We start from the raw sequence: 24,715 nt of genomic DNA, 5'->3' as shown, positions 1-24,715 counted from the left end.
TAAGATGCAGAATTCACGCCGTTCAAGAGCAGTTACGCTCAAAGATCTCGCAGAGCAATCTGGGCTTACGACGGCGGCGGTATCGATGATTTTAAACGGCCGTGGAAAGTTCAAGGTTGAAACGGTTGCAAAGGTTCGTGAGATTGCCGAAAAGCTCAATTATGTTCCGAATGTAAACGCTTACCGTTTGGTAAAGCAACAGACAAACCTCATTGGGCTTTTGGTTCCAAATATCAATGCGCCTTTTACAATCGAAGTTCTTTGCGGGGTAGAAGCCGCGTTGAAAGGAAGCGGTTACAATCTAGTCATTTACAGCACCACTGGAAAAGCGGAAGAAGAAGAAAAAATTTACCGCGAAATCGCCAGAGGCAAACAAGTTGATGGAATCGTGGTTCAGCTTTTTGATCACAGTGAGCGTCGAACAAAGCTATTCTCATCTTTTCAATTGCCTTGCGTAGTCATTGAAGCAGACTTAAAATCACTGGATTCTATTTCAGTCGATAATGTCTTGGGTGCTTTTGAAGCGACGGAGTATCTGATCAAAATGGGGAGAAAGAAAATCATTTTTGTTTATGCCTCCCAAAGTACCGTCATGAAAGAGAGGCTCGAGGGTTACTTATCCGCATTGAAGAAACATCGCATTCCTCCTCTCAAAGAACATATTCTTGAAATTGAATCATCGGAGGTAGAGAAATTCCATTTCGACGAAGGGGTGAAAATTGTGAGGTTGGTTCAAGAGAAGATTGATAAAAAAGAGATGCCTAAATTTGATGCGGTCTTTTGTGCCAATGGCGATGAAGTTGCTGCCGGTGTCATTCGCGGGCTTGGAACATTAAATTTAAGAGTTCCCCAAGACGTTGCCGTTATTGGTTACGATGATCAACCGATCGCCCGAACTGCAATTCCGGCACTAACAACGGTGCGTCAACCAATTCAAGAAATGGGAAGCAAGGCCGTGAAGTTTCTGCTTAATCGACTCGAAAACCCGAAGCACAAGCCTCAAGTCCTTAGAATTAACCCCGAACTCATCCTCCGAGAAACTGCGTAAGGTTCTGCATCGCAGAGGGATATTTTCTTAAAAAATTCTTAAAATATTTTGAGAATTAATTAGACAATTGATTGCAAAGTTTTTTTGAAAAGGGTAAGTTTGAAATCGTGAATTAAAAAAATTTGAATAAGCGATTTTGATGAAACGATTGACATCAAATAGGGTGTTTTGAAAACATAAGGAATGCGCCCTATTTGAAGAATTGCAAGTTTCCTCACGCGTTCCTTGATTATGATTTTTTCAGCCTGTTCATCTCTATCTTAAAGGGTATTCAGTCTCGACTAACATTCTATGACAAATTTTCACAATAAGGTTCTTCTCCTTGCCTCAGTCCTTTTTTTTGCTTCAGTTTCGTTTGGATTACTTTTCGGTGATGAATCAACATCTACACCAATTTCGGCTGTTCAAGCCCCAAAAGATGAAAGCGGATGTTTTGCTTGTCATAGTAAATTAACCGGCGCCGCGGCCGTAAGTGAAGAAACTTGGGGCGCCGATACGCATCATAAAGCCGGCGCTTCGTGCGTCAGTTGTCACGGCGGGAATCCGGATCCTTCGATAACGCTTGCGAATTGGCAACAGGCTCATAAAACAAAATCCGAGGGCGGAAATTTTGTTGGTAAATTCTCAAGAGAATCGCAACCGGAAATGTGCGGCTCTTGCCACGAAAATGTGAGCAAAATGCAAACCTTTACGCTCGCTCATGAAGACCCAACCACCGGAATTAATGCAGAATTTTGGGAAAGCAAACACGGTAAAGCCCTCAAAGCGGGGAATGCTTCTTCAGCAAGCTGTGTTGATTGTCACGGCAGTCACGGCGCAATGAAAGCCTCTGAGCCGGCTTCTCTGACTTACCCAAAAAATATTTCCAATATGTGCGGCTCCTGCCATAGCAACGAGCAGTACATCACCGCTTCGCTTGAAAAGTCGGGGAAATCGTATGAAGATCATAGCGCCGCTTATATGGAAAGCGTTCACGCAAAAGCGATTTATGTCAAGAATGACTTAACTGCCCCTACCTGCAACGATTGTCACGGAAATCACACCGATTATCCTGCCGGGGCAACAAAAGTTGCTGAAGCATGCAATACCTGCCACGTTTCAATTGCACAAAATTATGCAGCCGGGCCGCATCAAGCCGCTTATGCTGCCAATAACAATCCGGGATGTATCTCATGCCACGGCTCGCCAAACGGACATGCAATAGCGAATTGGAATCATGATAAAGTTGGAGCTCATGAAGGTGCACAGTGTACCAATTGCCATAATGCAAATGTTCCTGAGCCGCTTCCTTATGAAGTTAAAGTTTCACAGTTGATGCAGGCAGTTCAATCAGATCCGCTGACTTCGACTTGGCCAAAAACCGCACGAGATTCGGTTGATTTTGCAGTGAGAAATGGGTTCTATTCAGGAATTCTCTATCTCGGCAAAGCACCGGAGTCGTTTGAAGATTCGCTTCGATTGGTTTCATTTTATTTCAAACTTCAAATGTTCGCTGTTAGAATCGATACGAGAGAAGATTCAATTGCGATGGCGAAATTCGCTCCAAAAATTTTCCCGTTTGTTGGTGCTAATAAAATCGCAAGTCTTGCAAATTTTGCAGATACAGTTGGTTTGGTTGTAGAAGTGCTTGATTACGCCGCCTCAACACGCCGTTACGAAGCCAATCTTCGGGCGCTTGGTAGTGCAACGAAGTTAAACGCCTCGCTCGTCTCGATGGAAACCACATACAAGAATGCGAAGGAATTTTTAGCCACACGCGAAAAGAAAGGCGATTATGTAAAGCCTGAAGAAGAATTTTTAGAATCGTATGAAACGCAGGTGAATAATTCCGGTGGAAATCATCATGTGGTGCGTTATGCGCTATTTGAAGAGGCAATGGCGGAAGGCTTAACTCAGCGTGACTCAGTTCAAAACCTTGTTGAATCAATGAAAAAGGCTGAGGATCAAAAAATTTGGGTGTTTAGTGTCGTGGGTGTTTTGGTCTTACTGCTTGTAATCTCCTTAGGAACATTGGTGTCAAGGCTAAATGGAACAAGCGATGCAGGAAAAGCAGAGTATAAATTTACCCGAAGGCAAGATTAGAAAACTTCAACTGTTGCTAAAGTACAGTCAAATAGGGTGAAAATTTAATGAAAAGCGTCTTTTACACAGAAGTGAAAGACGCTTTTTTTATTTACCTTCACAAGGGTAATGATTAAAAGTGAATAGGAAAAAACGATAAGGCCGACTTTAATTTGTGATTTGAACCCTTCTCATCTCAAAATGTTATATCTGCATCAAATAAAAAATAAATTAATTGAACTTTTTGAAGAGCTTCAGTCGCAAGGTCGATTTGCACGCCCACCAATCTATGTCATTCGCTTAAACTCACCCGTCCATCGTGTAAAAATAATGAGTCTTGCGGCTGAAATTGCTCGAGGCAAAGGAATGAAAGTTCACGAATTTCGTTTCACCTCAAGAGAGCCATTGATTGAACAGTTGGAGCGAGAATCCGGAAACCCAAAAATGCTAAATCCTGAACTTTTTTTGATCAATAGTTTTGACGAAAATGTTCGAGATGAGCAAACCGAAATTCGAGTATCTCTTTTATTTGAAAGCTTCATTCAAGATACCGCACGAATTCCTGCTCCACTAATGATATGGATGCCCGCGTTTATCGTTGATATTCTCTATCGAAGAGCGCCATTTTTCTGGAAAGTCATTGGAGGAAAAGTAACCGACTTTAATGACCAAAATGATGTTGAACGAATCTTCGAAACGAAGCGTGAACTGGTGGGTGAACGCGAAAGCAGGGCTCGGCGAATCACCGCATTGGAAGTTCAACTCGAGGAAGCACGCGAAAAAATTGGCGTAGTGCCAACCGAAACAATTTCATTGATGAAAGTTTTAAGCCAAAACTATTTCGAAGATCGTCAGTATGAAAAGGCGTTTGAAATTTATAATGAAATCCTCGGATACTATACGGCTATCAATGATAAAATCGAGAAAGCGACAACCCTTTATCAAATCGGTTTAATCCTTCAAATCTGGGGCTGTTACGATCAATCAGTTCATAGTTACCGAGAGTCTCTACAGCTTTTTTCAGAAACAGGAAATAAACCGGCTCGTGCAGATGTCACGCAGCAAATTGCTCGTTTATATCAAGAATTGGGTGAATTTGATCTTTCCATCGAATACTATACCATTGCCATTACTGAGCAACAAGGTTTGGGGAAAATTGAACGAGCAGCAAATGCCTTGCTCAGATTAGGAAGCGTCTATGAAGAGGTCGGAATATTCAATAAAGCCGTTGAAAAATATCGGGAATCTTTTGAACTTGGCAAACAGCATACAAACTACCGAAGAATGGCAATTGCCTTGCTTTTTACCGCTCGTATTTATGAAGAGAAGACACTTTATAAAGAGGCGATAAAATATTTTTTTGCTGCACGGTCTTTATTTGAAAAACTTGGATTGCAGCACAAAGAATATGTGGAGTCGTCTCTTGAAACAATTGAAAAATTGCTTGGCAAAGAAACCTACGAGCGTTATGCTGAAGAAGCTCGAAAAAATGCAGGAAAGAAAACAGACACTTAACCCACCGTCAAAGCCTCGGTTCACGTCAATTAAGATTGATTTCTTAATCGAATCACTCTCACAATGGTTGAAATCACAATCAGTCCAACAATAACAAGAATAATCAGATTTAAGCATTCAACCAGTTGCGGAAACGAAGCGCCAAGGTAATATCCTAAAGAGGTAAAAAATAAAATCCAGCAAATGGCACCCGATACACTAAAGAAAATAAAAACAGGGAAAGGCATAGACGCAATACCTGCAACGGTGGTGGCAAAACTGCGGATGACCGGTACAAAACGAGCAAAAAAGATTGTCTTCCCCCCGTGTTTTTCATAAAAAGCCTGTGTGCGAAGCAAGTAATCTTGGCGGAAAAAGAGTGTGTTTTGCTTTTCAAATAAAGGCTTCCCTAAATGCTTCCCAATAAAATATCCGGTGATATCCCCTAAAATAGAAGCGGTAATCATGACGGCGCAAACCCCGGTAAATGATAATTTTCCTGTCGCAGCAATTAATCCTGCGGTGATAAGAAGGGAATCGCCGGGCAAAAGAAACCCGACAAAAAGCCCGGTCTCTGCAAAAACAATCAAAAATAAAATCCCATAACCGCCCCAAAGAATAAGATCGTCAAGTGTTTTGACATCCAAAAAAAATGGTGAAATTATGCCTATAGCTTCAAGCATTCGAAAGCTCCAACATCCGCTCCATCGGCTTCAAAGCCGCCAATCGTAGCGATTCAGACATCGTGATTTCTGGGGTTCTATTTTTCATGCACAGATAAAGTTTTTCAAGCGTATTCAGTTTCATATATGGGCATTCATTGCAAGCACATCCTTTTTCATCAGGAGGAGCTGCATAGAAAGATTTATGGGGAGAGCGTTTTTTCATTTCATGCAAAATTCCGGTCTCTGTTACAACAATAAACGAGTCATGCGCCGATTTCTCGGTGTATTCTAAAAGCGCTTTAGTGGAACCAATAAAATCCGCATGCTTCAAAACCGGTTCTTCGGATTCGGGATGTGCAATGATGAGTGCCTTGGGTTGGTGCGTCTTCAATCCAATCAGTTTCCGCTCCGAGTAAGATTCATGAACAAAGCATGCCCCATCCCATAAAATCATCGGCCGATTCAGCTTCTTCATTAAGTAACCACCAAGATTTTTATCTGGTGCAAATATAATTTTTTGTTCCAGCGGTATTGAGCGCACAATTTTTTCCGCATTCGATGAAGTGCAAATAATATCTGAAAGCGCTTTGATTTCTGCCGTACAGTTGATATAACTAATCACCACGGCCTCAGGATGCAATTCTTTAAACGTTTTGAAAAGCGGCGGCGGACAACTATCGGCAAGAGAACAGCCTGCGGCAAGGTCGGGCAAAAGCACTTGCTTATTGGGGTTTAGAATCTTCGCCGTTTCAGCCATAAAATGAACGCCGGCAAAGACAATGACATCCGCATTGGTTTTTTTTGCGGCTTGCGCAAGCTGAAGGCTATCGCCCAAAAAGTCGGCAACATCCTGAATATCCGGCTCTTGATAATAATGCGCCAGCACAACGGCATTCATCGATTTCTTGAGCTTCTCGATTTCTTCAAATAAATCAAGTGTTGAAAGAGAAGAGGGTTTCATTTCTGAATCTATGTCAATCGTCATTGCAGCCAAATGAATTTCATTTTACAAAGTTACATTGCGTCTTTACACAAAGTCTGCAAAGTTAAAACATAATATGCAGATGAAAAGGTGATCAATTACTGACAAATAAATTGGTGGGTGTCATAATATTTTGGGAATAGCACTTCAATTTTTTGCGTGTAAGTTCATGATTCATTTATGAAAAAATTATCCAAGATTAACACAACAACCGAACTTCAATGAATCCAAAATCATGTTTTATCACCGGTGCTTCGGGAAGACTGGGCAAAGCCTCTGCAATTGCATTGGCTCGTGAAGGATGGTCAGTTTTCTTCACTTTTAGAAATTCAATAAGAGAAGCGAAATCAACCCGAGATGAAATAAGAAGGTATGGTGTAAACTCCGAGTGTTACAAATGCGATATCTCACGCCCAAAAGAAATAACGCGTGTTTTTAGGGCATGCCGCTCTGAAACAAATGAACTCCACTTGGCGATATGCAATGCGTCTAATTTTTTTCCTACACCCTTGCCTGATGTGACAGAAAAAGACTTCGATGCCTTGGTGGATACAAATCTGAAAGGGACTTTCTTTACAATGCAAGAAGCAGCCAAATGGATGCATGAAATGTCGAAAACGGAAAGCAGGGCAAAAAAGAAGAACATTCTTGATTCAACCGGGCATTTGCATAAACATATTGTGGTGATGACCGATGTCTCGGCGAGGCTCTCGTGGCGGCGGTATGCGCCATACACAGCCGCGAAAGCAGGAATAGAAAACCTAATTCGCGTGTTTGCGAAAGAATTTGCTCCTGAAATTCTTGTCAATGGAATTGCGCCCGGAACGCTTCTGCTTCATGAACAGCGCGATAAACCTTTCGAAGATGCCATTCTTCAAAAAATTCCTTTGCAACGATTGGGCTCACCTGAGGATGTGGTGAAAGCGCTTATGTTTTTGGTCAGTTCCGATTACATCACCGGCCAAATTATAACCGTGGATGGTGGAAGAATGCTGTACTAACAAAAAGCTTAAGGCGATGGAACTTCGCCTATTTTTTCAAAGGCTAAACAAATAAACCGATTGTCTTCCGAATTAAATTGTTGAAGCAATTTGAATGAACGCTCGTTCTTTTGAAAATATTCATAAGCCACATCCATTTTGTACTCCGGTCTGAATCCATAATGGGTATCCCACAAAATTATTGATCCAATGGGTGCCTTGGCAATATCCGCCTGACGCATTGAACGGACGCGGGTTGTATCCGTGATTCGAATGCCCCCAAAAAATTGAACCAGATTATGATTTGTAAGCCAAATACGCTCTGGATAAGATTCTTTCGCCCAAGCCGTATAGGTTTGAATGCACTTATTTTCTGAATTGAGTTTCAAAGGAGACAATAAAAATGGAACTGAAAGAAGTAAACAAAATAAAGTGCTAAGCATCATAAACCGAAGGGAGATCGCCGAGGTGTGATACAAATAAATAATCACGAAGAAAATACCCACAAAAAGGAGCTTTGAATATTCAGGCTCATTGGTATAAACAAAAAGGTTTGATTGGTAAGAACAAAAGAAAAGGGTAAACAGTCCAATAGCACCCATCCAAATGAGAGGAAGTTTTGAAGAACGATGCTGCAAAATTTCATTTAACCCAATAAGGGAGAAAATTCCGAAAATGGTATAAAGGCACGCCATATATCGAAGATTGCCGGGGTTAACACCGCTATCTAAAAATTTAGAAGTAGAAAGACATTGAAAAAGAAAGAAAGGGATAAAGATGAGATATAAAATCTCATATTTCTCAAATGCTGCCTTGATTCGTGATACAAGTGGGGCATTGCTTTCGCTATTAAAACTAAAGGAAAACAACCCCATTAAGAAAAGAGAGAAAGGAATAGAGCCGATAATCGAAATCAACATAATGATATAATGCTCGAATCCGGTTCGCTGAAACTTCGCCTCTACGCCTGCGGCATAAGCATCTTTGAAAATGTAAAACCAATCCCCTGTTTTCATAAATCCTAATATCACAAGGAGAATTGGGGAAAAGCCCAAAACAAAAAAAGGAATGAGTTGCTTTCGATATATGAAAATCCCGCCAAGAATGAGCGACATGATTGCCGTTTCTTGACGAATCATAAAAAGGTAAGATGAAATAAAAGCGGTCAAAAGGTAATTCTTGCGTTGATAAACCAAGCACAAAAGTGCAAAGAGCAAGCCGGTGAGCAATTCTGAATAGGTTCGGAAGGAAAGATCGATTAGCATTGGCTGAAGCAAAGCGAATATGGCAGCAAGGGGAGCATTGGAAAGCTTAAACTCCTTCGCGGCCAAATAGGCAACAAAAGCACCAGCTATCGTTATAAAAATGTTAAACACCATCACTGCTTGAAAACCAAAAAGAGAGGGAATCGAATAAATGAGCTTAAAACCAAACTTTGACCAGTTTCCGATATGATCCAAAGGGTTTTCAAAAAAAGTTTGCGCACGCTGAAAATGGCCAATCTCATCATCCTGATAAAATCCGGTGGATTGATAACTGTAAATAAAAAATAAGATTCCAAATCCAAGACAAGTAAAAAGAATTTGTTGCCAAGAAAGTGATACCTCATTGATTTCTATCGCGACGATCGTGCTTTTAAGCTTACCTTTTTTCGACATGATTAGAATTGAGTTAATTTTTTTTTCGGAGGGGATAAAATCCTAGCCCCCATACCACAGAAGCAAATGTGAGAAAATGAAACGAGATCATCTTTAAGAAATCGGTAACTGAAAGCGAAAGCAGCAGCAAGGGAGCCAAAAACGAAACCAATAACAAAAGAGAAATTGCACCAAAAAAAGCGACTCTAGGAGAAGGCAAAAATTGAATAGCAAATGCAAAAATGCCGGTTGCAAGCGGTATCGGTAGAAACGATGCAAGAATAATGCGGAATGGATCAATCGCCTCAGTTTCTGAAGCTGCTAGTATAGCAGGCGGAAAATTGCCGAAAAAGTGAAAAATAACATAGAGGGCAAGATTTCCTAGAATCGAGATTGCTGCCGCGCGAATTGCACCGCCAACAAGCTTGTAACCATCAATATCTTTTTCCCAAGGATTCCCGTAATATGGATTCATGAGTTACGACTATCAAATGCGATTTTTATCTTATGACGAATTCAATAGATTTAAATCTATTCTTTGAAATAAATGGCGCAAAGATAGCCGTCAAAAAAGGATAAATTCATGTAGAAAAAAATTTTTCCCAAAAACCGGTCAAGTAATTCACTTTGAGTCATTACCAATCACACATTCGTCGCACAATTTTTTCGCTTCTCATAGTCATCATTGCGATGCATTTTCAAAGCAGCGGTCTTAAAGCCGATGCCCCTATCCGAATTTCTGCAAAAGATTTGCAATCGGGTTTGATTTCGCTTTCCGAAATTGACAACCTGTGGTGGGCATACAAGCCGGGTTTCGGCTCGACTGAATTTGCAGCTCCAAATTATAATGATACCGAGTGGTTCATTTTGCCAAATGAAATCGATAGCGCGAAGTGGGAAGGTATTGGTTGGTTTCGTCTTTACCTCGAAGTCGATTCGGTGCTCTCGGGCCAACCGCTTGCATTTGTATTCAGACACAGTGGCGCAATGGAAGTTTATCTTGATGGCAAGTTGATCCGCAAAATTGGAGAAGTTTCGGATTTGCCCGAATCGGAAGAGCCAGATCTCTCAAACATTACCCCAACCATTATTTCGCTTACAGGCAGGCATGTGTTGGCCGTTCGATATTCAGAAATGAATTATCGCGAGTTCACAAAATCCGGACTTGCTGCGATTCGAAATATCAAACCACAAGCTTTTGCAGATGTCAATGTCACCATTTGGCCTGTGAATGCAACGCTAATGGAGTGGCAACGAGACCTTGTCTCTCAAGTGAGTTTCTCAATTGGGCGTCTTTCGCTTTACGCAACCTTAGGGCTTCTTTTTCTTCTTCTCTATCTCTTTTATCCAAGGCAAAATTCTAGTCTTTATTTCAGTCTCTATGCCTTTGCGCTTGCAATAAATATTGCCGGTTCAATATCACAAAGCCTCTTTAATCTCAATTTTTATGAAATTGAGATTCTCAAAATCGTTGCCTCATTAACTATTGGTCTTATCAGCATTTCATTTTTACTGTTTCTCTATAAAGAGTTTTATGATCACCTCCCAAAAATATTTTGGTTTTATCCGGTGATGCTTGCCTTGTCAGCCTTATCTCTGATTGTGCCTTGGATGCGATGGTTCACTTTATACTTCGCCATCACAATTATTTTTTCTGCCATTCATTGCCTTTACATTTTGATTGCAGCTTACCAAAAGGGAAGGCGTGATACTTGGATTCTATTTGTCGGCACGGTTTGCCACTCCATCAATGTCTCTCGTTTAGGCTTCGAATATTTTGGAATCAGTATGGGTCAAGATATGGCCGATTCTGTACGATTGGCGTCAACTCTCGGTGTGCTCGTTGCAGTAACGATTTATCTTGCGCGAAGAGTGGCTCGCACAAATACCGACCTAGAAATGAAACTTGTTGAGGTGAAAGAACTCTCAGAAAAAAGTCTGCAACAAGAGGTAGAAAAAAAACTTTTAGAGGCTGAAAATAAACGCAAGTCTGATGAGTTAGAATCTGCTCGATCTCTACAGCTTTCAATGTTGCCGAAAGAAATCCCCAATATTTTAGGGCTTGATATTGCGGTCTTTATGAAGACAGCGGCTGAAGTTGGAGGAGATTATTACGATTTTCAATTATCCGAGAAAGGCGTTCTGACAGTTGCGCTTGGCGACGCTACCGGTCACGGAACCAAAGCTGGGATGATGGTAACGATTGCAAAAAGCTATTTTCAAACACTGGCTGCCGAGCCTGAGCCGCTGGATATTTTGCATCGAATGTCTCACGGGATTCGAACGCTGAATCTTCGTGCGTTGTATTTAGGCCTTCAGTTATTGAAATACGATCAAGGTAAGGTGATAATGGTTTCGGCAGGAATGCCGCCCGCAATGATTTTCCGAGCTGCAGAAAGAAAGGTTGAGAAAGTGATCATCAAATCGATGCCGCTGGGAAGTGTTGAATATTTCCCCTATCCAAAAGAGGTGTTTACACTTCACCCCGGAGATACACTCTTAATGATGACCGATGGATTGCCCGAGCTTTTTAGCCCTCAACGCGAACTGCTCGGATATGAAAGGGTTGAAGAAAAATTTTTAGAGGTGGGGGATCAAAGTGCCTCAATGATAATTAATCACTTAGCCGCTTGGGCCGAATCTTGGGTTGAGAAGAAGAGCATTAATGATGATATTACTCTTGTTGTGCTAAAGGCCACTTGAAGAGTGCGAAAGTAAAGTCTTATTCAAATGTTGGAGTGTTCGGAAAGCATCTCAAAGTAAGACTTGCTCAGCAAATCGCTTGGGTTGATTCCCAATTGTTGCATAAACCAAGCAACTGTTTGATGCCCTTCTTCTTCAGTTTCTTCAGGCTTCAGCACAACCTCTAATTCGAGGAAATCACCTAAGCCAGCAACTTGATCCAAATGAATGCGGGTGTTTTTAAATAGATATACTTCTCGCGCTTTACTAACCTCACCTAATTTCCCGTGAAGTTCTGTCAGAATCTGTTCCATTGAAGCGAAATCCTGTAACGGTGAACGCCAATAAGTTGAAAGTTTGCTTTGAGGTGAATTTTCACGAACATAAAAAATAAGTTCTGCGGAATGATTATTTATGACACGAGCTTTAAGACGCCCCTTTTCTGAACGAAAAAAAATATCTCGTTGAAATATTGAAAAGTGAGTTTCAGGAGAAATGTCAATGGCATTTCTCTTAAATAAGTCTATCAAATCATCTTTCGATTTACTTAAAGAACCTATTCTTGCTTTTATTTCAATGTTTCTCATCCGGTTTAATCAATAAATAATATTCCTTGTCGTATAATTAACCTTGTAGTTCAACGATTTCAAAAAAACAATTCAAAAATTTTATGCCAACAAAAATTACAATTCTGAACAATGGTTCAATCAAAATCGAAGGGGAAATTGAAGTTTTAGATATGAACGGAGATAAATTTGATTTGAAAGGAAAAACAACCATTCACCTTTGCCGATGCGGAGAAAGCGCTAAAAAACCCTTTTGCGATGGAGCGCATAAAGGATGCAATTTTGTTTCCGAGGTAAAAGCATCGTAGTCCAATTTTTTTGGATAAAAAAGCTAAGATTCCTTATTATCTTAAAATACATTTCATCACCTTTTTATCAATAAACACAATCGCGCTTTTATGCGAATATTAATGACCGGTGCCAACGGTACGGTTGGTGCGCCACTCAAAGCCTATTTTGAATCACAGGGGCACGAAGTGATCGGTTGGAATCGAAAAGAAGTTCCAATTTTGGAATACCAACCGATGGAAGATTTTGTTCGGCAAATAAAGCCCAACGTGCTTTATCACTTAGCCATCCCATCAACCCATACCGGCCGCGAAAATGAATCGTGGCTTGTCAATTATGAATGGACAAGTGAACTTGCTTGGATTACCAAAATCTTTCAAATCAAGTTCATTTTTACGAGCACGGCAATGGTTTTCTCTGACGCAGCAAAAGGGCCTTTTACAATTCAATCAAAGCCTGATGCAGAGAGCGGCTATGGTTATGAAAAGCGATTAGCCGAAGCTCGCTCGGTATTTCAAAATCCTTCAACAATTGTGGCTCGCTTAGGTTGGCAAATCGGAGAAAAGGCTGGAACAAATAATATGATTGATTTTTTTGATCGTAAAATGAAAACAGATGGTGAAATTGTAGCAAGTAAGAAATGGCTTCCGGCTTGCTCGTTTCAAATTGATACGGTTCATGCCTTGGCTAAATTGATGGATTTTCCGCCGGGCTTGTATTTGATAGATTCAAATCGGAAATCGTCTTTTTACGAAATCGCAACAGCGCTTAACAAAAGGCACGGCAATCGATGGAGTATTAAGCCCGGTGAGCATTTTGTATTTGACCAGAGGATGATTGACGAACGGCTTGCCGTCCCACCGCTTTCTGTTCATCTCCCTGAGTTAATCTGACTGGCGTTTTAAAATTTTTTATTTAACCCTTTTTGTTTAAGCCATTGAGAAAAGTTGTAGAAAATTTCGCCTTCATAATCGCTTTCATCGGATGCATATTTATCTCGAATGCTTGTAATCAACCCGTGACTTTTGAGCAGCCGGTATTCTGTTTGGGCGATAGCAATTATGTCGCATCTACTGTTGCGGGTAACGGAACATTAGGGTTTGTGAATGGGGCTGTCGAAAATGCTTCTTTTAATAACCCTTACGGTATTACAATAGGAAACGATGGGGTCATTTATGTTTCAGATAACGGCAATCATGTGATCAGAAAAATATTGCCAACAGGGGTCGTTCAAACGCTTTCAGGAAATGGAAGTTCAGGAAGCCAAAATGGTTTACCTGACTCAACTCGGTTTAACTCTCCAATTCGTTTGGCGGTTGATAGCTTAGGCAATGTTTATGTTGCCGATTTTAATAACAACGTCATCCGCAAAGTGACACCGGATGGCGTGTCAAGCGTTTATGCAGGCAGTGGCGTTGCAGGCTTTGCCGATGGCGATTCAACTCAAGCGCAGTTTTATAGCCCCGCCGGAATCTGTCTTGCGCCCGGCTTAATCCTATACGTGACGGACTTCAACGGGCATCGTGTTCGTAAAATCACACCTGATCGAAAAGTAACCACTTATGCCGGAAGCGGGATTTCAGGTTTCGCCGATGGCATTGGGATCTCAGCCCAATTTTTAGGCCCTTCAGATGTCGCAATCGATAAAAGCGGAAATCTCTATGTAAGCGAATTTCTAAGCAATCGAATTCGCAAAATTTCACCCGACCAATCTGTTCGCGTATTTGCAGGGGGTACCTCTGCAGGCTTCGCCGATGGAAGCGGTTCCTCGGCTCAATTCAATTCTCCCGATGGAATTACTGTCGATTCCGCAGGTGCTGTTTGGGTTTGCGATCGCGGAAACAACTTATTTAGAAAAATTTCACTTGATGGAAGAGTATCAACCATTGCAGGGTGCAGTGCTCAAGGTTTTTCAGACGGACGAGGCAAAGATATTCGATTGAATGCTCCGCGCGATGTAGCCATCGATGCAAATGGAAATTTTATCATCGCTGATGGCATTTCCAATCGTATTCGTAAAATTCAGTTCTCTCCTTTGTAAACGGTTCATTCAATCATTTTAATGACCTTGAATGGTCAAAAAATTAGTGATTAAAGGAATCAGATGAACTGCATGACTTGATGCAAGGGAAACTTCCATTTCACCTCCGCCGTTCATACTTTTAATACTTTAGCAAAACTGGCACAAGATTTGGATAGTGATAGTGCAAGGCATTTCCGATTTTTTATGACACTTGTTTCAAAAACCAATGCCAACAGCGAAATAATAATGTAGCGCCGAGCATCAATAGGCTAAAGAAGATTTGATGAAGAAAAAACTGAAGATTTGTCAGGACTAAATCGACTATTATGTCATTATTGCTACCAAAGATGACATTTTTTCAAAAAATAACGGCTTTTAGGCCATAAAGAATCGGATAAAAAAGAATGGCGAGAGAATTAACAGAAAGAGAGCGAGAAGTTTTAGAGCTCATCATTCAAAATTTCATTCTCACGGCAACACCGGTAGGCTCGCGATTTCTTTCTAAGAAAAGCGACTTAAAACTTTCTGACGCAACCATCCGAAACGTGATGTTTGATTTGGAAAGCGAGGGCTATATCACGCATCCACATACCTCAGCGGGGCGTGTTCCTACCGATAAGGGGTATCGGTTTTATGTCGATTCAATGATGCACATCGGCAAATTGGCTAAAGATGAAAGACTTAAAATTGATCGAAACATTGGTCAGATTTCTGCGCTTGCGGGTCAATCTGATGATATTTTAAGAGAATCGTCGCGGCTTTTAGGAAGAATATCAAGGCAAATTGGGGTTGTACTATCGCCAAGCCTTTCTCGCGGTATTTTTGAAAAGCTTGAAATTGTACCGCTTAGCTCAAGCAAAATAATGGTCATTTTATCGCTTCAAGCGGGGCTTGTTAAAACCATTATGTTGGAAGTACGCTCTGAAATTCCACGGTCTAAACTTGAGGATTTGGCGCGGTTTATCAATGAGCGTATTGCTGGATTGACCCTCCAAGAAATTCGTCAAAGCTTTGCTGAGCGTGTCGCCGGAGAAAATGACGAAACAGGGCTTATACGAATATTTATTGATGCAACCGATAGGTTATTTGATGAACAGCCAGAGGTTGAACGGATTCATATTGGTGGAAAGGAAAATATTCTTTCACATCCAGAGTTTGAGGAAAAGGATAAAATTCGCGGAATTTTTGAATTTATTGAAAATGAAAATGTTATTGTGCATTTGCTTGAAGAGGGGCGAAGCGCAATTCAAGGAAGAGAATCGGAAGTATTTGGAGAAAGTGGTGTACGAATTACGATTGGAAAAGAGAATATGAATAGCAAAATGAATAATTGCAGTATAATCACAGCTCAATATGCGGTTGGCGGAACAGTTGGAACGGTAGGTGTTATCGGCCCAACCCGAATGGACTATTCGAAAGTGGTTCGGGTTATTGATTATGTCGCGCAAAGACTGTCATCAACTTTATCTCAGTATTAAAAAACGAGTTGAGTAAAGATGAAAAATGCTTGGGATATTATTCGTGACATTCTTGATAACAAATCCACATTCGCCTTGATAATGATTTCTTGGGTGATGGGGTTGCCTTTAATTTGGAGACTGCATTTTTATTTAGATTTTCAACAACCCGAAAAAATTCATCTTAATCATCTCGTGTTTTTCTTTTTGGGAATCGGATTGGTTTTGCTGCCTTTTTTGAAAACAGTTAAAATTTCTAATTGGATTGAAATTTCGAGGGAAGTGAAGGAAACTAAAGCAGAAATGAAAGACTTTAAAAGTGAGATTCGGCAAACCGTTTCAATGCTTTCAAATACTGTGAATACTTCATTGAAGCAGCAAGTTAATTTAACGGTCAATTTGCCGAATTCAGAAAAGGCAATGAAAGGAGAAACAGAATTATGATTCAGCTTGAAACCGGAAAGGAAAGATTGAAAGTTTATATCATCAATAAAATTTTGAGCACTTTTTGGAAGTATCAACAAGAGCATTTTGGAAGAGAAATAACAAGCAAAAGGTGGACTTTTACGGTTGGACGGTTTCATCCTGAAGCATTTGGTTTTGAATCTGCAATTAAAGAATTGGCCGAAATGGGATATGTTTTTTTTGATTATAAAACAATGCAGTTTGGTCTAACTGATAGAGGGATAGAGTTTTGTAAGGAAAATGAAGACCAGTTGAATTTGACAAACGTTTTTACTTTCTAAATAATAATAAAGTGAGATTTGAAATGACGGAAGATATTAAGACAGACTCAGTTCAAGCAGAAAACAAAAGCGAGCTAACTGCTGCAAATGCGCTTTCAGAGAATAAAGCTGAAAGAATTGGTGAGAAAACAGAAAGTGAACAGTTTCAAGAAAAAATTCTCTCACTTCAAGAAGAGCGCGATCAATTCAAAGATTCCTTGCTGCGCAAAGCAGCAGAGTTTGAAAATTTTCGTCGGCAAAAAGAAAAAGAAGTACAATCAGTTTTGAAGTATGCCGATGAAGGTGTCGTAAAAAAACTTCTTCCTGTAATCGATGATCTTGAGCGAGTGATTGTCAATGCCGATAAATTTTTACAGGAAAAGCCCGAAAACAAAATATATGTTGATGGGGTGCGATTGGTTCATCAAAAATTTCTAAAAGTGCTCGAAGAGCGTGGGATTAAGAAAATCGACGCCGTTGGAAAACCTTTCGACACCGCATTTCATGAAGCCTTGATGGAGCAAGTTTCTGAAGCCCCACCTGAAAGTGTCATTCAAGAATTTGAACCGGGGTATGTGCTTCACGATAAAGTCATTCGCCACGCGAAAGTCGTCGTAGCAAAAAAAGCAGAATAAATTTTAATAATGCAGTTTGAGAAATGCCAAAGACAATGTCACAAAAAAGGGATTTTTACGAGGTTTTAGGAGTTGCAAAGTCGGCCGGAGCCGAAGATATCAAAAAGGCGTATCGGAAGCTTGCAATGCAATATCACCCCGATCGGAACCCAAACAACAAGCAAGCCGAAGAGAAATTTAAAGAAATCAATGAAGCGTATGAGGTCTTGAGCAACGAAGAAAAACGCCGTCGTTACGATCAATTCGGACATGCCGGTGTGGGCACTTCAGCCGCCTCCGACGGTGGAAATCCCTTCGCAGGGCGTAGTGGCGATGTAAATGATATTTTCAGCGCATTTAGTGAAATGTTCGGCGGAGGGTTCGATCCGCAATCGGGATTTGGAAGTACCGGCCGTTCACGACAACGCCGTCAGCAAGGCGTACCGGGTGATGATCTCAAAATCAAGTTGAAACTAACGCTTGAAGAGATAGCCGCCGGAGTGGAAAAAACATTGAAAATAAAAAAGCAAATTAAATGCGAAACTTGTGAAGGCAGCGGCTCAAAAGGCGGAGGCTTTGATACTTGCCCGACTTGTAACGGAACAGGCGAAATTCGGCAAGTCTCGCGCTCGATGTTTGGTCAATTTGTCAATATTTCAACTTGCCCAACCTGCCACGGCGAGGGTCGCATCATCAAAAATAAATGTACTTCGTGCCACGGTGAGGGACGCGTGGTTGGTGAAACAACGCTAAAAGTGAATATTCCGGCAGGCGTTGCCGAAGGCAATTACATTCCTATTCGCGGTCAAGGAAATGCCGGAATTCGTGGCGGTTCCGCCGGCGATCTTTTGGTCATCATTGAAGAAGCACCTCACGACATTTTCACACGCGATGAAGACAATATTCTTTGTGATGTCTTGGTCAGTTTCCCGGATGCCGTTTTGGGTGCGGAAATCGAAGTGCCTACCTTAGAGGGAAAAGCGCCTCTTGATATCCCCGCAGGAACGCCTTCCGGAAAGATGTTCAAACTTCAAGGCAAAGGAATTAAAAGTCTTAATGGCTATGGTCGAGGCGATCAAATTGTGAGAGTGACGGTGGCTGTTCCAACAAAAGTCTCAAGTTCCGATAAAGAATTGCTTAAAAAAATGAGGCAGTCTGAGACCTTCACGCCTGAAAATAAAACTTCACGTAAAGGGACTTTTGATAAAGTGAAAGACATTTTTGGAATGTTTTGAAATTCGATCGCTTAAATCTTTCCATTAGGTTTAAGCGTTTCTTTTTTGGTGTAAAGAAAAATTGATAACACCGAACAATTGCCGTAACTTCGCGGCGCAAAAAGAGTCACAAAGAAGTGTTAGAAGTGCAGGAAAGCAATCCCAATACGGAATCCAATTCTTCAGAGAGTTATCGTCTCCCACTCATTTGGCAGATTATCAATAGTATTCCGGTCGTTTTGATTCGCTTTTACAAGGCGGCAATTTCGCCGTATTTGCCGCCTTCTTGCCGTTTTCAACCTTCTTGTTCACAATATGCACTTGAGGCCTTTCAGTCTCATCATTTTTTTAAGGCCTTTGGATTAACGGTTTGGCGAGTGTTGAGGTGCAATCCTTTTGTTCGCGGGGGTTACGATCCTGTACCTTCGGGCAGCAATGGTAAAAAGCACACTTGTAATCACCATCACGAATCGTTAAGCGGAGAAATTATCAATCGAAATTCAAACAATGGATAGAAATACTTTTATCGGGCTTTTGCTCATCGCTCTTATTGTCTTGGTGTGGATGCAACTCATTTCTCCGCCGCCGAAACCGCCCGAAAAAACGCGCTTCGCGCCAATTGATTCGTCCGTTGTTATTCATGAAGATTCGGTTTTCAATGCCAAAAAGCAAGCAGAAACACTTCGCTCGATGGGGGAATTCGGTGCAGCTGCAGCAGGGGTAGAGCGCTTGATTACCGTTGAAACGGATGATTTTACCGCCAAAATCTCAACCAAAGGCGCCTCACTCATTTCGTATGTGCAAAAGCATCATTTGAATTACAAAAAGGAACCATTTAATCTCGTCTCTTCTCCAAGCGGGGCAACTTCAATCTTTTTTCAAAGTAATGATGGGCGAAATATCCGCACGGCAGACCTCTACTTTACTTTACTCGCTGAAGATTCAATCTTCACCGTTTCTGGCAATGCCAAACTTGAACTTCCCTTTATTTTGAATCTGGATAACGGGAAATCGATTCAAATAACATACTCCTTTAACTCAGCCGGCTACACTATTGGTTATACGCCACTTTTCAAGGGCTTTGAAAACGGTATTTTCGGCAATGAAATTCAAGTTGAGTGGGCCGGCGGAATCATGTCGTCCGAAAAGGATAAAGTGGATGAATCCGCAAATTCCTATGCGAATGCCTATCAAGCAGGCTCATTGGTAAAGCTTGATGCATCAAGCAAAGATGAAAAGTATAAAGAGCAGCCGAGTGGAAAAACAAAGTGGGTGTCGGTTCAAAGTAAATTTTTCTGCGCGGCATTGATTTCAGGTAGTGATGGAACCGGTGCCTACCTTGAAGGAAAGCATATTGCAAAATCGGAAAAGGATGTTTTTGAAGATTATACGGTTGCTCTTCGTCAGCCTTTGGTGCCAAATCTAGAAATGAAAGAAAATTTCACCATCTATCTCGGCCCGTTAGACTATAAACCAATGAAGGCTTTAGGTGTTGATTTGGAGAAGACGATGGATTTTGGATGGGAGTGGGTTACAAGACCGTTCGCTGAATGGCTGATTCTCCCTGTATTCAATTTTATGCGCGAGTACATTCCGAGTTTCGGACTAATCATTATCATCTTCGCCCTATTTATCAAACTAGTGACCTACCCGCTGACGATTGCCTCAACGAACTCAATGAAAAAAATGGCATCGCTGCAGCCACAATTGCAAGAAATTCAAGAGCGATTTAAGGATAACCCAACTAAATTACAATCGGAACTTGGAAAGGTCTATCGAGATGCGGGTGTCAATCCCGTAAGCGGGTGTTTGCCGGTGTTGCTTCAATTGCCGCTTTTATATGCACTCTATAATGTATTTAAGGCGTCGATTCAATTACGGCAACAGAGCTTTCTTTGGGCACAAGATCTTTCTGTACCGGATTCAATTTTCGATTTCCCCTTTTCTATTCCAATTTATGGCGATCACATCGCGGTCTACCCAATTCTAATGGGTGTAACGATTTGGGTACAGCAAAAGGTAACGCCCACGACTGCACCAACCGAGCAAATGAAAATCTTTATGTACATCTTTCCAGCAATGATGCTTCTCTTTTTTAATAATATGCCGGCAGGGCTTGGGCTTTATTACCTAATGTTTAATGTTTTCGGTATTGTTCAGCAGATTTATATCAATAAAACCACTCCACCCGCACCTGTGGTTCATCATGTTCATGAGCCAAAAAAGAAGAAGAAGAAGTAATTAAAAGTAAGTTACAAAACAAAAAAGCCTTGCATAGAGGCAAGGCTTTTTTGTTTTGGTCAATATTTTCAAGGTTGTTCAGAACCTTTATTGCCTAATCCATTCAGCAAGGCCTTAAGAGCTTCAGCGGTTTTATCAGCTTTCGCATAATCTTCCCTCACACTGAGCAATGGGGCATAATATGGAGAGGGCTCCTCAACAAATTGAGAAACAAGACCAAAGATTTTCTTCGAGTCGGAATTTAAAACATCCTGAACCCGCTCTGTAATGCCCGCTTGAGTTTTTTCCAATTCAGAAAGTAGAATTAATATTAGTGCACGGTTCAAGGCAACCTCATAAATGAGATTCTCAACCTCCATTGGGGTGGGCTGTTTCGCATAAGGATGTTCCATTAAATTCGATTTATAATGTTTTGTTGCTAAGGTGACTTTTTTTCTTAAGTTGAGAAGATGCGTTTCGGCACCGGTCTGAACAGTACTTTACTTGCTCCCAATTCTTTTCCCAAGACTTTCGCCACACCATCGGGCGCTGACAAACAAGACAGATTTTTTCGGGCAAAGTAGATTTTGTGTATCGCTTTTTGAGATTCATAAGGCTTTTCTCAATTCAAGTCTAAGCCATTCTAAGGCATACACTCTAAACAGAAGTGGGTAACGATAAATTTAATCTTACCTCGCATTCTTATGTTTGCAACACCCCAACCCGAAATGGGGGGATTTCTGGATTCATATCGGCGATTTCAAGGCACTCAGCAACAATTTTGCGAGTCTCTCGCGGGTCAATAATGCCATCGATCCATAATTTTGAAGCCCCGTACATTGGGTTCATTTGCGATTCGTACCGGGCAGAGATTTCTCTTAAAAACTTTCCCTTTTCCTCTTCACCAATACTTTGCCCCTTTTTCTCTAATTGCCCAAGTTTTATGGAGAGCAAGGTTTCAGAGGCTTGTTTGCCCCCCATCACCGCAATCTGCGCAGTCGGCCAAGCAAAAATAAACCGAGGGTCATACGCCTTACCGCACATTGCATAATTGCCGGCACCGTAGCTATTGCCAACAATGATTGTAATTTTGGGTACTACAGTGTTAGAAATCGCATTGACAAGTTTTGCACCATCTTTAATGATTCCTCCGTGTTCTGCACGTGAGCCAACCATAAAACCAGTAACATCTTGTAAAAATAAAAGAGGGATTTTTCTTTGATTGCAATTCATGATAAATCTGGCGGCTTTATCGGCACTATCAGAATAAATTACACCACCAATTTGCACTTCCCCTTTCGCATTTTTTACAACTAACCGTTGATTCGCCACAATACCAACAGCCCAACCATTTATACGGGCATACGCGGTAATGATTGTTTTCCCATATGAGGATTTGAATTCAGTAATAGAATCTTCATCGCAGATTCGTTCTAATACGCCCATCATATCATAAGGCTTGGCGCGGTCTTCGGGCAAAATGCCAAGCAATTCATCCGGCGGATATTTTGGGCTTCGCGCCTTAAGCCTTGTAAACCCTGCTGACTGCGGCTTTGGAAAGTGAGAAACAAGTTCCCGAATTTTTTCAATACATGCCTCATCGGTTGGAACTTTATAATCAATGTTGCCTGAAATTTCTGTTTGAGTGGTGGCACCGCCAAGTGTTTCATTATCGATTACTTCGCCAATTGCCGCTTTAACCAAATGTGACCCTGCGAGAAATATGCTGCCCGTACCATCCACGATAAGGCTTTCATCGCACATAATTGGTAAATAAGCGCCACCCGCTACACAAGAACCCATCACGGCGGCGATTTGTGGAATACCCATTGCACTCAGTTTTGCATTATTCCGAAACTGCCTTCCGAAATGTTCTTTATCAGGGAAAATTTCATCTTGCATTGGGAGAAACACACCGGCGGAATCGACGAGATAAATCACCGGAAGCCAATTTTCCATTGCAATCTCCTGAGCCCGCATGTTCTTTTTTGCTGTCATCGGAAACCACGCACCAGCTTTGACCGTGGCATCTCCGGCAACAATCATAACCCACTTTCCGTGAATTTTCCCAATACCTACAACCACACCTGCCGAGGGACAACCGCCTTCTGCTTCATACATTCCCTTCGCAGCAAAAAGCCCTATTTCAAGAAATTCAGAATCAGTGTCTAATAGCAACTTGATTCTTTCGCGTGCAGGAAGTTTGCCTTTCTCTTTCATTTTTTTCAAAGCCTTTTCACCGCCGCCTAATTTGACGATAGAAGACTCATGAGAGAGCTTTTGTAAAAGTGTTTTAAGAAGATCTTCTCTTCGGTAGAATTCAGGTGGATGTGGCAAGGTGTGGTGGACTTCAGAAGTCTGACTGTGCATGATCAAATGAATTGGAATGGATTCAAAAATACCGTGTGTAAGTTAGGAAAGTCGAAAGAGAAAATTGGATTTATTCAATTGAAGCAAATAGAGATGGTCGAAAGAAATGATATCTAGATTGAATTACAAAGAGAGCTTTTTTCGAACTTCTTGAGCAATCAATTGACACTCAAGCGGATTCAAGTAAGAGGTATTTTTGCAGGCACAATCTGAATCGAAGGACGAGGATTGCTCAATAGCCGTTTCACAATCTAATAGTTTTCCTTCCTTTCGATACACCGGGTGAGTCTCGTATAAGTAATCAATTTCCTTTTTCGAAAGCGGTACAGAGCCCCCTATAATCTTGGCGTAAAGAACGGTTTTTGCCGCGTGCTCTAATTTGTCCATCCTATAAAATGCGTCTTGTAGATTCTCTGCATAAGTTACTAAGCCGTGATTGGCCAGTAAAATTGCATTTGCGGAGCCAACAAAAGGCTTTAGTGAATTTGGAACTTCTTCGGTACTCGGGGTTGCATATGCAGCTAGTGGTACGGGGCCAATATCCAAAATAACTTCCGGAAAGAGTGCGGCTTCAAGGCTAAGACGAGCGACCGCAAAAGCCGTTGTAGCTGGAGGATGTGCGTGAACAATTGCGTTAACATCGGGGCGCATTGCATAAATCAATAAATGCATCGCAGTTTCGGTAGAGGCCGGTCGCAAGCCTTCTATAAAACGACCATCAGGTGAAACAAGACAAATATCTTGAGCCGTAGCATTGCTCTTCAATGTTCGGGTAGAAGTGATATAAATCCCTTCGGCGCTTCGGATACTTAGATTTCCATCATAAGCCGCGACAAAATTTTTTTCAGCACAAAGTCTTGAAAAGTGGGAAAGGGATTCTTGAAGCTGCTTTTGCATCTATTCTACTTCGGTTGATTTCGTTGACTTGGGTTGATATCGCTCAAGTGTAAAACTTTCGCCAAAATAAAGGCGGCGGGCTTCTTCGCTCGAAGCCAAGTCTTCAGCGCTACCTTGCATTAAGATCTTTCCTTCAAAGAGAAGATACGAGCGGTCCGTGATGGAAAGGGTTTCGTGAACATTATGGTCTGTGATGAGAACGCCAATTCCACGCTCTTTCAATTTTCGAACAATTTCCATAATGTCTTCAACGGCCTTAGGGTCAATACCGGCAAAGGGTTCATCTAATAAAATAAATTTCGGTTCAATGGCGAGAGCCCTTGCGATTTCAGTTCTTCGGCGCTCTCCACCCGAAAGGCCATACCCGTATAACTTACGCTTGTGGGTCATTCCGAAATCGTGGAGCAAAATTTCTGTTCGCTCGAGTCGTTCTTTTTTTGTTAAGGGAGAAAATTCAAGAATACTGAGAATATTTTCTTCTACGGTTAACTTTCGAAACACCGAGGCCTCTTGGGGTAAATATCCTATCCCAAGTCGAGCCCGTTTGTACATTGGCAAGGAGGTAATATTTCGTTCATCCAGATAAACCGTTCCCCCTTCGGGTTGAATGAATCCGACAATCATATAAAACGAGGTTGTTTTTCCGGCACCGTTCGGGCCAAGCAACCCCACAATTTCACCTTGTGAAACTTCAATCGTATCATACTCACCCTGCAGCCCTACCACCGTTCGTTTCTTATAAACTTTCTTAAGGCCTTTAGCTTTGAGTGTGGACATATTTGAAGAAAGTAT

At 41.4% G+C, this 24,715-nt stretch carries 24 protein-coding genes; 15 read left to right on the top strand and 9 right to left on the bottom strand.

The window, feature by feature from the left end:
• Nucleotides 1-4: 4 nt before the first annotated feature.
• The 3 genes from SFU91_03885 to SFU91_03875 all read left to right on the top strand — a co-directional run bounded on the left by SFU91_03885 (nt 5) and on the right by SFU91_03875 (nt 4,624).
• Nucleotides 5-1,048, top strand: coding sequence for a LacI family DNA-binding transcriptional regulator (locus SFU91_03885; protein ID MDX2128156.1), 1,044 nt, complete (start codon nt 5-7; stop codon nt 1,046-1,048).
• A 291-nt stretch (nt 1,049-1,339) separates the two neighbouring features.
• Nucleotides 1,340-3,130: a cytochrome c3 family protein gene (locus SFU91_03880; protein MDX2128155.1), complete on the top strand. Its 1,791-nt coding sequence runs from the start codon at nt 1,340-1,342 to the stop codon at nt 3,128-3,130.
• Between the two features lie 180 nt (nt 3,131-3,310).
• Nucleotides 3,311-4,624 (top strand): tetratricopeptide repeat protein, encoded by a 1,314-nt coding sequence (locus tag SFU91_03875; protein ID MDX2128154.1) that lies wholly within the window; start codon nt 3,311-3,313, stop codon nt 4,622-4,624.
• 29 nt (nt 4,625-4,653) lie between these two features.
• Here SFU91_03875 and SFU91_03870 read toward each other — a convergent pair whose 3' ends face one another.
• Nucleotides 4,654-5,286, bottom strand: a complete 633-nt coding sequence (locus tag SFU91_03870; protein MDX2128153.1) for a VTT domain-containing protein — start codon at nt 5,284-5,286, stop codon at nt 4,654-4,656.
• Nucleotides 5,279-6,253 carry a quinolinate synthase NadA gene (nadA, locus tag SFU91_03865; protein MDX2128152.1) on the bottom strand — a complete coding sequence of 325 codons (975 nt, stop codon included), beginning with the start codon at nt 6,251-6,253 and terminating at the stop codon, nt 5,279-5,281. The genes SFU91_03870 and nadA overlap by 8 nt, the downstream gene beginning before the upstream one ends.
• A gap of 218 nt (nt 6,254-6,471) precedes the next feature.
• On the opposite strand from nadA, the gene SFU91_03860 reads away from it, so the two are divergent.
• Nucleotides 6,472-7,251 carry an SDR family oxidoreductase gene (locus SFU91_03860; protein MDX2128151.1) on the top strand — a complete coding sequence of 260 codons (780 nt, stop codon included), beginning with the start codon at nt 6,472-6,474 and terminating at the stop codon, nt 7,249-7,251.
• A gap of 8 nt (nt 7,252-7,259) precedes the next feature.
• Here the strand turns inward: SFU91_03860 and SFU91_03855 are convergent, their stop codons facing one another.
• Both SFU91_03855 and SFU91_03850 read right to left on the bottom strand, forming a co-directional pair.
• A complete protein-coding gene (locus tag SFU91_03855; protein ID MDX2128150.1) occupies nt 7,260-8,888 on the bottom strand; it encodes a hypothetical protein in 1,629 nt (542 codons plus the stop codon).
• Between the two features lie 13 nt (nt 8,889-8,901).
• On the bottom strand, nt 8,902-9,342 hold the full coding sequence (locus SFU91_03850) for a hypothetical protein (GenBank protein ID MDX2128149.1): 441 nt from the start codon (nt 9,340-9,342) through the stop codon (nt 8,902-8,904).
• 215 nt (nt 9,343-9,557) lie between these two features.
• Here SFU91_03850 and SFU91_03845 point away from each other — a divergent pair, with 215 nt between their 5' ends.
• Complete coding sequence (locus tag SFU91_03845) at nt 9,558-11,570, top strand: SpoIIE family protein phosphatase (protein MDX2128148.1); 2,013 nt, start codon at nt 9,558-9,560, stop codon at nt 11,568-11,570.
• 23 nt (nt 11,571-11,593) lie between these two features.
• Here SFU91_03845 and SFU91_03840 read toward each other — a convergent pair whose 3' ends face one another.
• Nucleotides 11,594-12,136, bottom strand: a complete 543-nt coding sequence (locus SFU91_03840) for a class IV adenylate cyclase (GenBank protein ID MDX2128147.1) — start codon at nt 12,134-12,136, stop codon at nt 11,594-11,596.
• An 83-nt stretch (nt 12,137-12,219) separates the two neighbouring features.
• Here SFU91_03840 and SFU91_03835 point away from each other — a divergent pair, with 83 nt between their 5' ends.
• The 10 genes from SFU91_03835 to yidC all read left to right on the top strand — a co-directional run bounded on the left by SFU91_03835 (nt 12,220) and on the right by yidC (nt 20,677).
• Nucleotides 12,220-12,423: a CDGSH iron-sulfur domain-containing protein gene (locus SFU91_03835; protein MDX2128146.1), complete on the top strand. Its 204-nt coding sequence runs from the start codon at nt 12,220-12,222 to the stop codon at nt 12,421-12,423.
• Between the two features lie 90 nt (nt 12,424-12,513).
• Entirely contained in the window at nt 12,514-13,296 is a 783-nt protein-coding gene (locus SFU91_03830; GenBank protein MDX2128145.1) for a sugar nucleotide-binding protein, read from the top strand.
• A gap of 44 nt (nt 13,297-13,340) precedes the next feature.
• Nucleotides 13,341-14,444, top strand: a complete 1,104-nt coding sequence (locus SFU91_03825; GenBank protein ID MDX2128144.1) for an NHL repeat-containing protein — start codon at nt 13,341-13,343, stop codon at nt 14,442-14,444.
• Between the two features lie 386 nt (nt 14,445-14,830).
• Complete coding sequence (gene hrcA / locus SFU91_03820; GenBank protein MDX2128143.1) at nt 14,831-15,904, top strand: heat-inducible transcriptional repressor HrcA; 1,074 nt, start codon at nt 14,831-14,833, stop codon at nt 15,902-15,904.
• Nucleotides 15,905-15,922: 18 nt separating this feature from the next.
• Complete coding sequence (locus SFU91_03815) at nt 15,923-16,327, top strand: hypothetical protein (protein MDX2128142.1); 405 nt, start codon at nt 15,923-15,925, stop codon at nt 16,325-16,327.
• Entirely contained in the window at nt 16,324-16,629 is a 306-nt protein-coding gene (locus tag SFU91_03810; GenBank protein MDX2128141.1) for a hypothetical protein, read from the top strand. Before SFU91_03815 ends, SFU91_03810 begins: the two co-directional genes overlap by 4 nt.
• A gap of 23 nt (nt 16,630-16,652) precedes the next feature.
• Nucleotides 16,653-17,243 (top strand): nucleotide exchange factor GrpE, encoded by a 591-nt coding sequence (locus tag SFU91_03805; GenBank protein ID MDX2128140.1) that lies wholly within the window; start codon nt 16,653-16,655, stop codon nt 17,241-17,243.
• A 23-nt stretch (nt 17,244-17,266) separates the two neighbouring features.
• Nucleotides 17,267-18,457 carry a molecular chaperone DnaJ gene (gene dnaJ / locus SFU91_03800; protein ID MDX2128139.1) on the top strand — a complete coding sequence of 397 codons (1,191 nt, stop codon included), beginning with the start codon at nt 17,267-17,269 and terminating at the stop codon, nt 18,455-18,457.
• A gap of 197 nt (nt 18,458-18,654) precedes the next feature.
• Nucleotides 18,655-18,951 (top strand): membrane protein insertion efficiency factor YidD, encoded by a 297-nt coding sequence (yidD, locus tag SFU91_03795; protein ID MDX2128138.1) that lies wholly within the window; start codon nt 18,655-18,657, stop codon nt 18,949-18,951.
• Nucleotides 18,944-20,677, top strand: coding sequence for a membrane protein insertase YidC (gene yidC / locus SFU91_03790; protein ID MDX2128137.1), 1,734 nt, complete (start codon nt 18,944-18,946; stop codon nt 20,675-20,677). The genes yidD and yidC overlap by 8 nt, the downstream gene beginning before the upstream one ends.
• Nucleotides 20,678-20,745: 68 nt before the next feature.
• Here the strand turns inward: yidC and SFU91_03785 are convergent, their stop codons facing one another.
• From SFU91_03785 to lptB, 4 genes are all read right to left on the bottom strand, one after another.
• On the bottom strand, nt 20,746-21,069 hold the full coding sequence (locus SFU91_03785) for a hypothetical protein (GenBank protein MDX2128136.1): 324 nt from the start codon (nt 21,067-21,069) through the stop codon (nt 20,746-20,748).
• Nucleotides 21,070-21,358: 289 nt separating this feature from the next.
• Entirely contained in the window at nt 21,359-23,026 is a 1,668-nt protein-coding gene (locus SFU91_03780) for an acyl-CoA carboxylase subunit beta (protein MDX2128135.1), read from the bottom strand.
• 123 nt (nt 23,027-23,149) lie between these two features.
• Nucleotides 23,150-23,923: a class II aldolase/adducin family protein gene (locus SFU91_03775; GenBank protein ID MDX2128134.1), complete on the bottom strand. Its 774-nt coding sequence runs from the start codon at nt 23,921-23,923 to the stop codon at nt 23,150-23,152.
• On the bottom strand, nt 23,924-24,700 hold the full coding sequence (gene lptB / locus SFU91_03770) for an LPS export ABC transporter ATP-binding protein (GenBank protein MDX2128133.1): 777 nt from the start codon (nt 24,698-24,700) through the stop codon (nt 23,924-23,926). It abuts the gene before it with no gap.
• Nucleotides 24,701-24,715 lie beyond the last annotated feature (15 nt).

The organism is Chloroherpetonaceae bacterium (assembly GCA_033763895.1).
GTDB lineage: Bacteria > Bacteroidota > Chlorobiia > Chlorobiales > Thermochlorobacteraceae > JANRJQ01.
This window is presented reverse-complemented; position numbering and strand designations above follow the sequence as displayed.

What these genes read in the sequence shown, in the direction of transcription:
- SFU91_03885 (MDX2128156.1), top strand. Translation starts at nt 5, where the DNA reads ATGCAGAATTCACGCCGTTCAAGAGCAGTTACGCTCAAAGATCTCGCA.
- SFU91_03880 (MDX2128155.1), top strand. Translation starts at nt 1,340, where the DNA reads ATGACAAATTTTCACAATAAGGTTCTTCTCCTTGCCTCAGTCCTTTTT.
- SFU91_03875 (MDX2128154.1), top strand. Translation starts at nt 3,311, where the DNA reads ATGTTATATCTGCATCAAATAAAAAATAAATTAATTGAACTTTTTGAA.
- SFU91_03870 (MDX2128153.1), bottom strand. Translation starts at nt 5,286, where the DNA reads ATGCTTGAAGCTATAGGCATAATTTCACCATTTTTTTTGGATGTCAAA.
- nadA (MDX2128152.1), bottom strand. Translation starts at nt 6,253, where the DNA reads ATGACGATTGACATAGATTCAGAAATGAAACCCTCTTCTCTTTCAACA.
- SFU91_03860 (MDX2128151.1), top strand. Translation starts at nt 6,472, where the DNA reads ATGAATCCAAAATCATGTTTTATCACCGGTGCTTCGGGAAGACTGGGC.
- SFU91_03855 (MDX2128150.1), bottom strand. Translation starts at nt 8,888, where the DNA reads ATGTCGAAAAAAGGTAAGCTTAAAAGCACGATCGTCGCGATAGAAATC.
- SFU91_03850 (MDX2128149.1), bottom strand. Translation starts at nt 9,342, where the DNA reads ATGAATCCATATTACGGGAATCCTTGGGAAAAAGATATTGATGGTTAC.
- SFU91_03845 (MDX2128148.1), top strand. Translation starts at nt 9,558, where the DNA reads ATGCATTTTCAAAGCAGCGGTCTTAAAGCCGATGCCCCTATCCGAATT.
- SFU91_03840 (MDX2128147.1), bottom strand. Translation starts at nt 12,136, where the DNA reads ATGAGAAACATTGAAATAAAAGCAAGAATAGGTTCTTTAAGTAAATCG.
- SFU91_03835 (MDX2128146.1), top strand. Translation starts at nt 12,220, where the DNA reads ATGCCAACAAAAATTACAATTCTGAACAATGGTTCAATCAAAATCGAA.
- SFU91_03830 (MDX2128145.1), top strand. Translation starts at nt 12,514, where the DNA reads ATGCGAATATTAATGACCGGTGCCAACGGTACGGTTGGTGCGCCACTC.
- hrcA (MDX2128143.1), top strand. Translation starts at nt 14,831, where the DNA reads ATGGCGAGAGAATTAACAGAAAGAGAGCGAGAAGTTTTAGAGCTCATC.
- SFU91_03815 (MDX2128142.1), top strand. Translation starts at nt 15,923, where the DNA reads ATGAAAAATGCTTGGGATATTATTCGTGACATTCTTGATAACAAATCC.
- SFU91_03810 (MDX2128141.1), top strand. Translation starts at nt 16,324, where the DNA reads ATGATTCAGCTTGAAACCGGAAAGGAAAGATTGAAAGTTTATATCATC.
- SFU91_03805 (MDX2128140.1), top strand. Translation starts at nt 16,653, where the DNA reads ATGACGGAAGATATTAAGACAGACTCAGTTCAAGCAGAAAACAAAAGC.
- dnaJ (MDX2128139.1), top strand. Translation starts at nt 17,267, where the DNA reads ATGCCAAAGACAATGTCACAAAAAAGGGATTTTTACGAGGTTTTAGGA.
- yidC (MDX2128137.1), top strand. Translation starts at nt 18,944, where the DNA reads ATGGATAGAAATACTTTTATCGGGCTTTTGCTCATCGCTCTTATTGTC.
- SFU91_03785 (MDX2128136.1), bottom strand. Translation starts at nt 21,069, where the DNA reads ATGGAACATCCTTATGCGAAACAGCCCACCCCAATGGAGGTTGAGAAT.
- SFU91_03780 (MDX2128135.1), bottom strand. Translation starts at nt 23,026, where the DNA reads ATGCACAGTCAGACTTCTGAAGTCCACCACACCTTGCCACATCCACCT.
- SFU91_03775 (MDX2128134.1), bottom strand. Translation starts at nt 23,923, where the DNA reads ATGCAAAAGCAGCTTCAAGAATCCCTTTCCCACTTTTCAAGACTTTGT.
- lptB (MDX2128133.1), bottom strand. Translation starts at nt 24,700, where the DNA reads ATGTCCACACTCAAAGCTAAAGGCCTTAAGAAAGTTTATAAGAAACGA.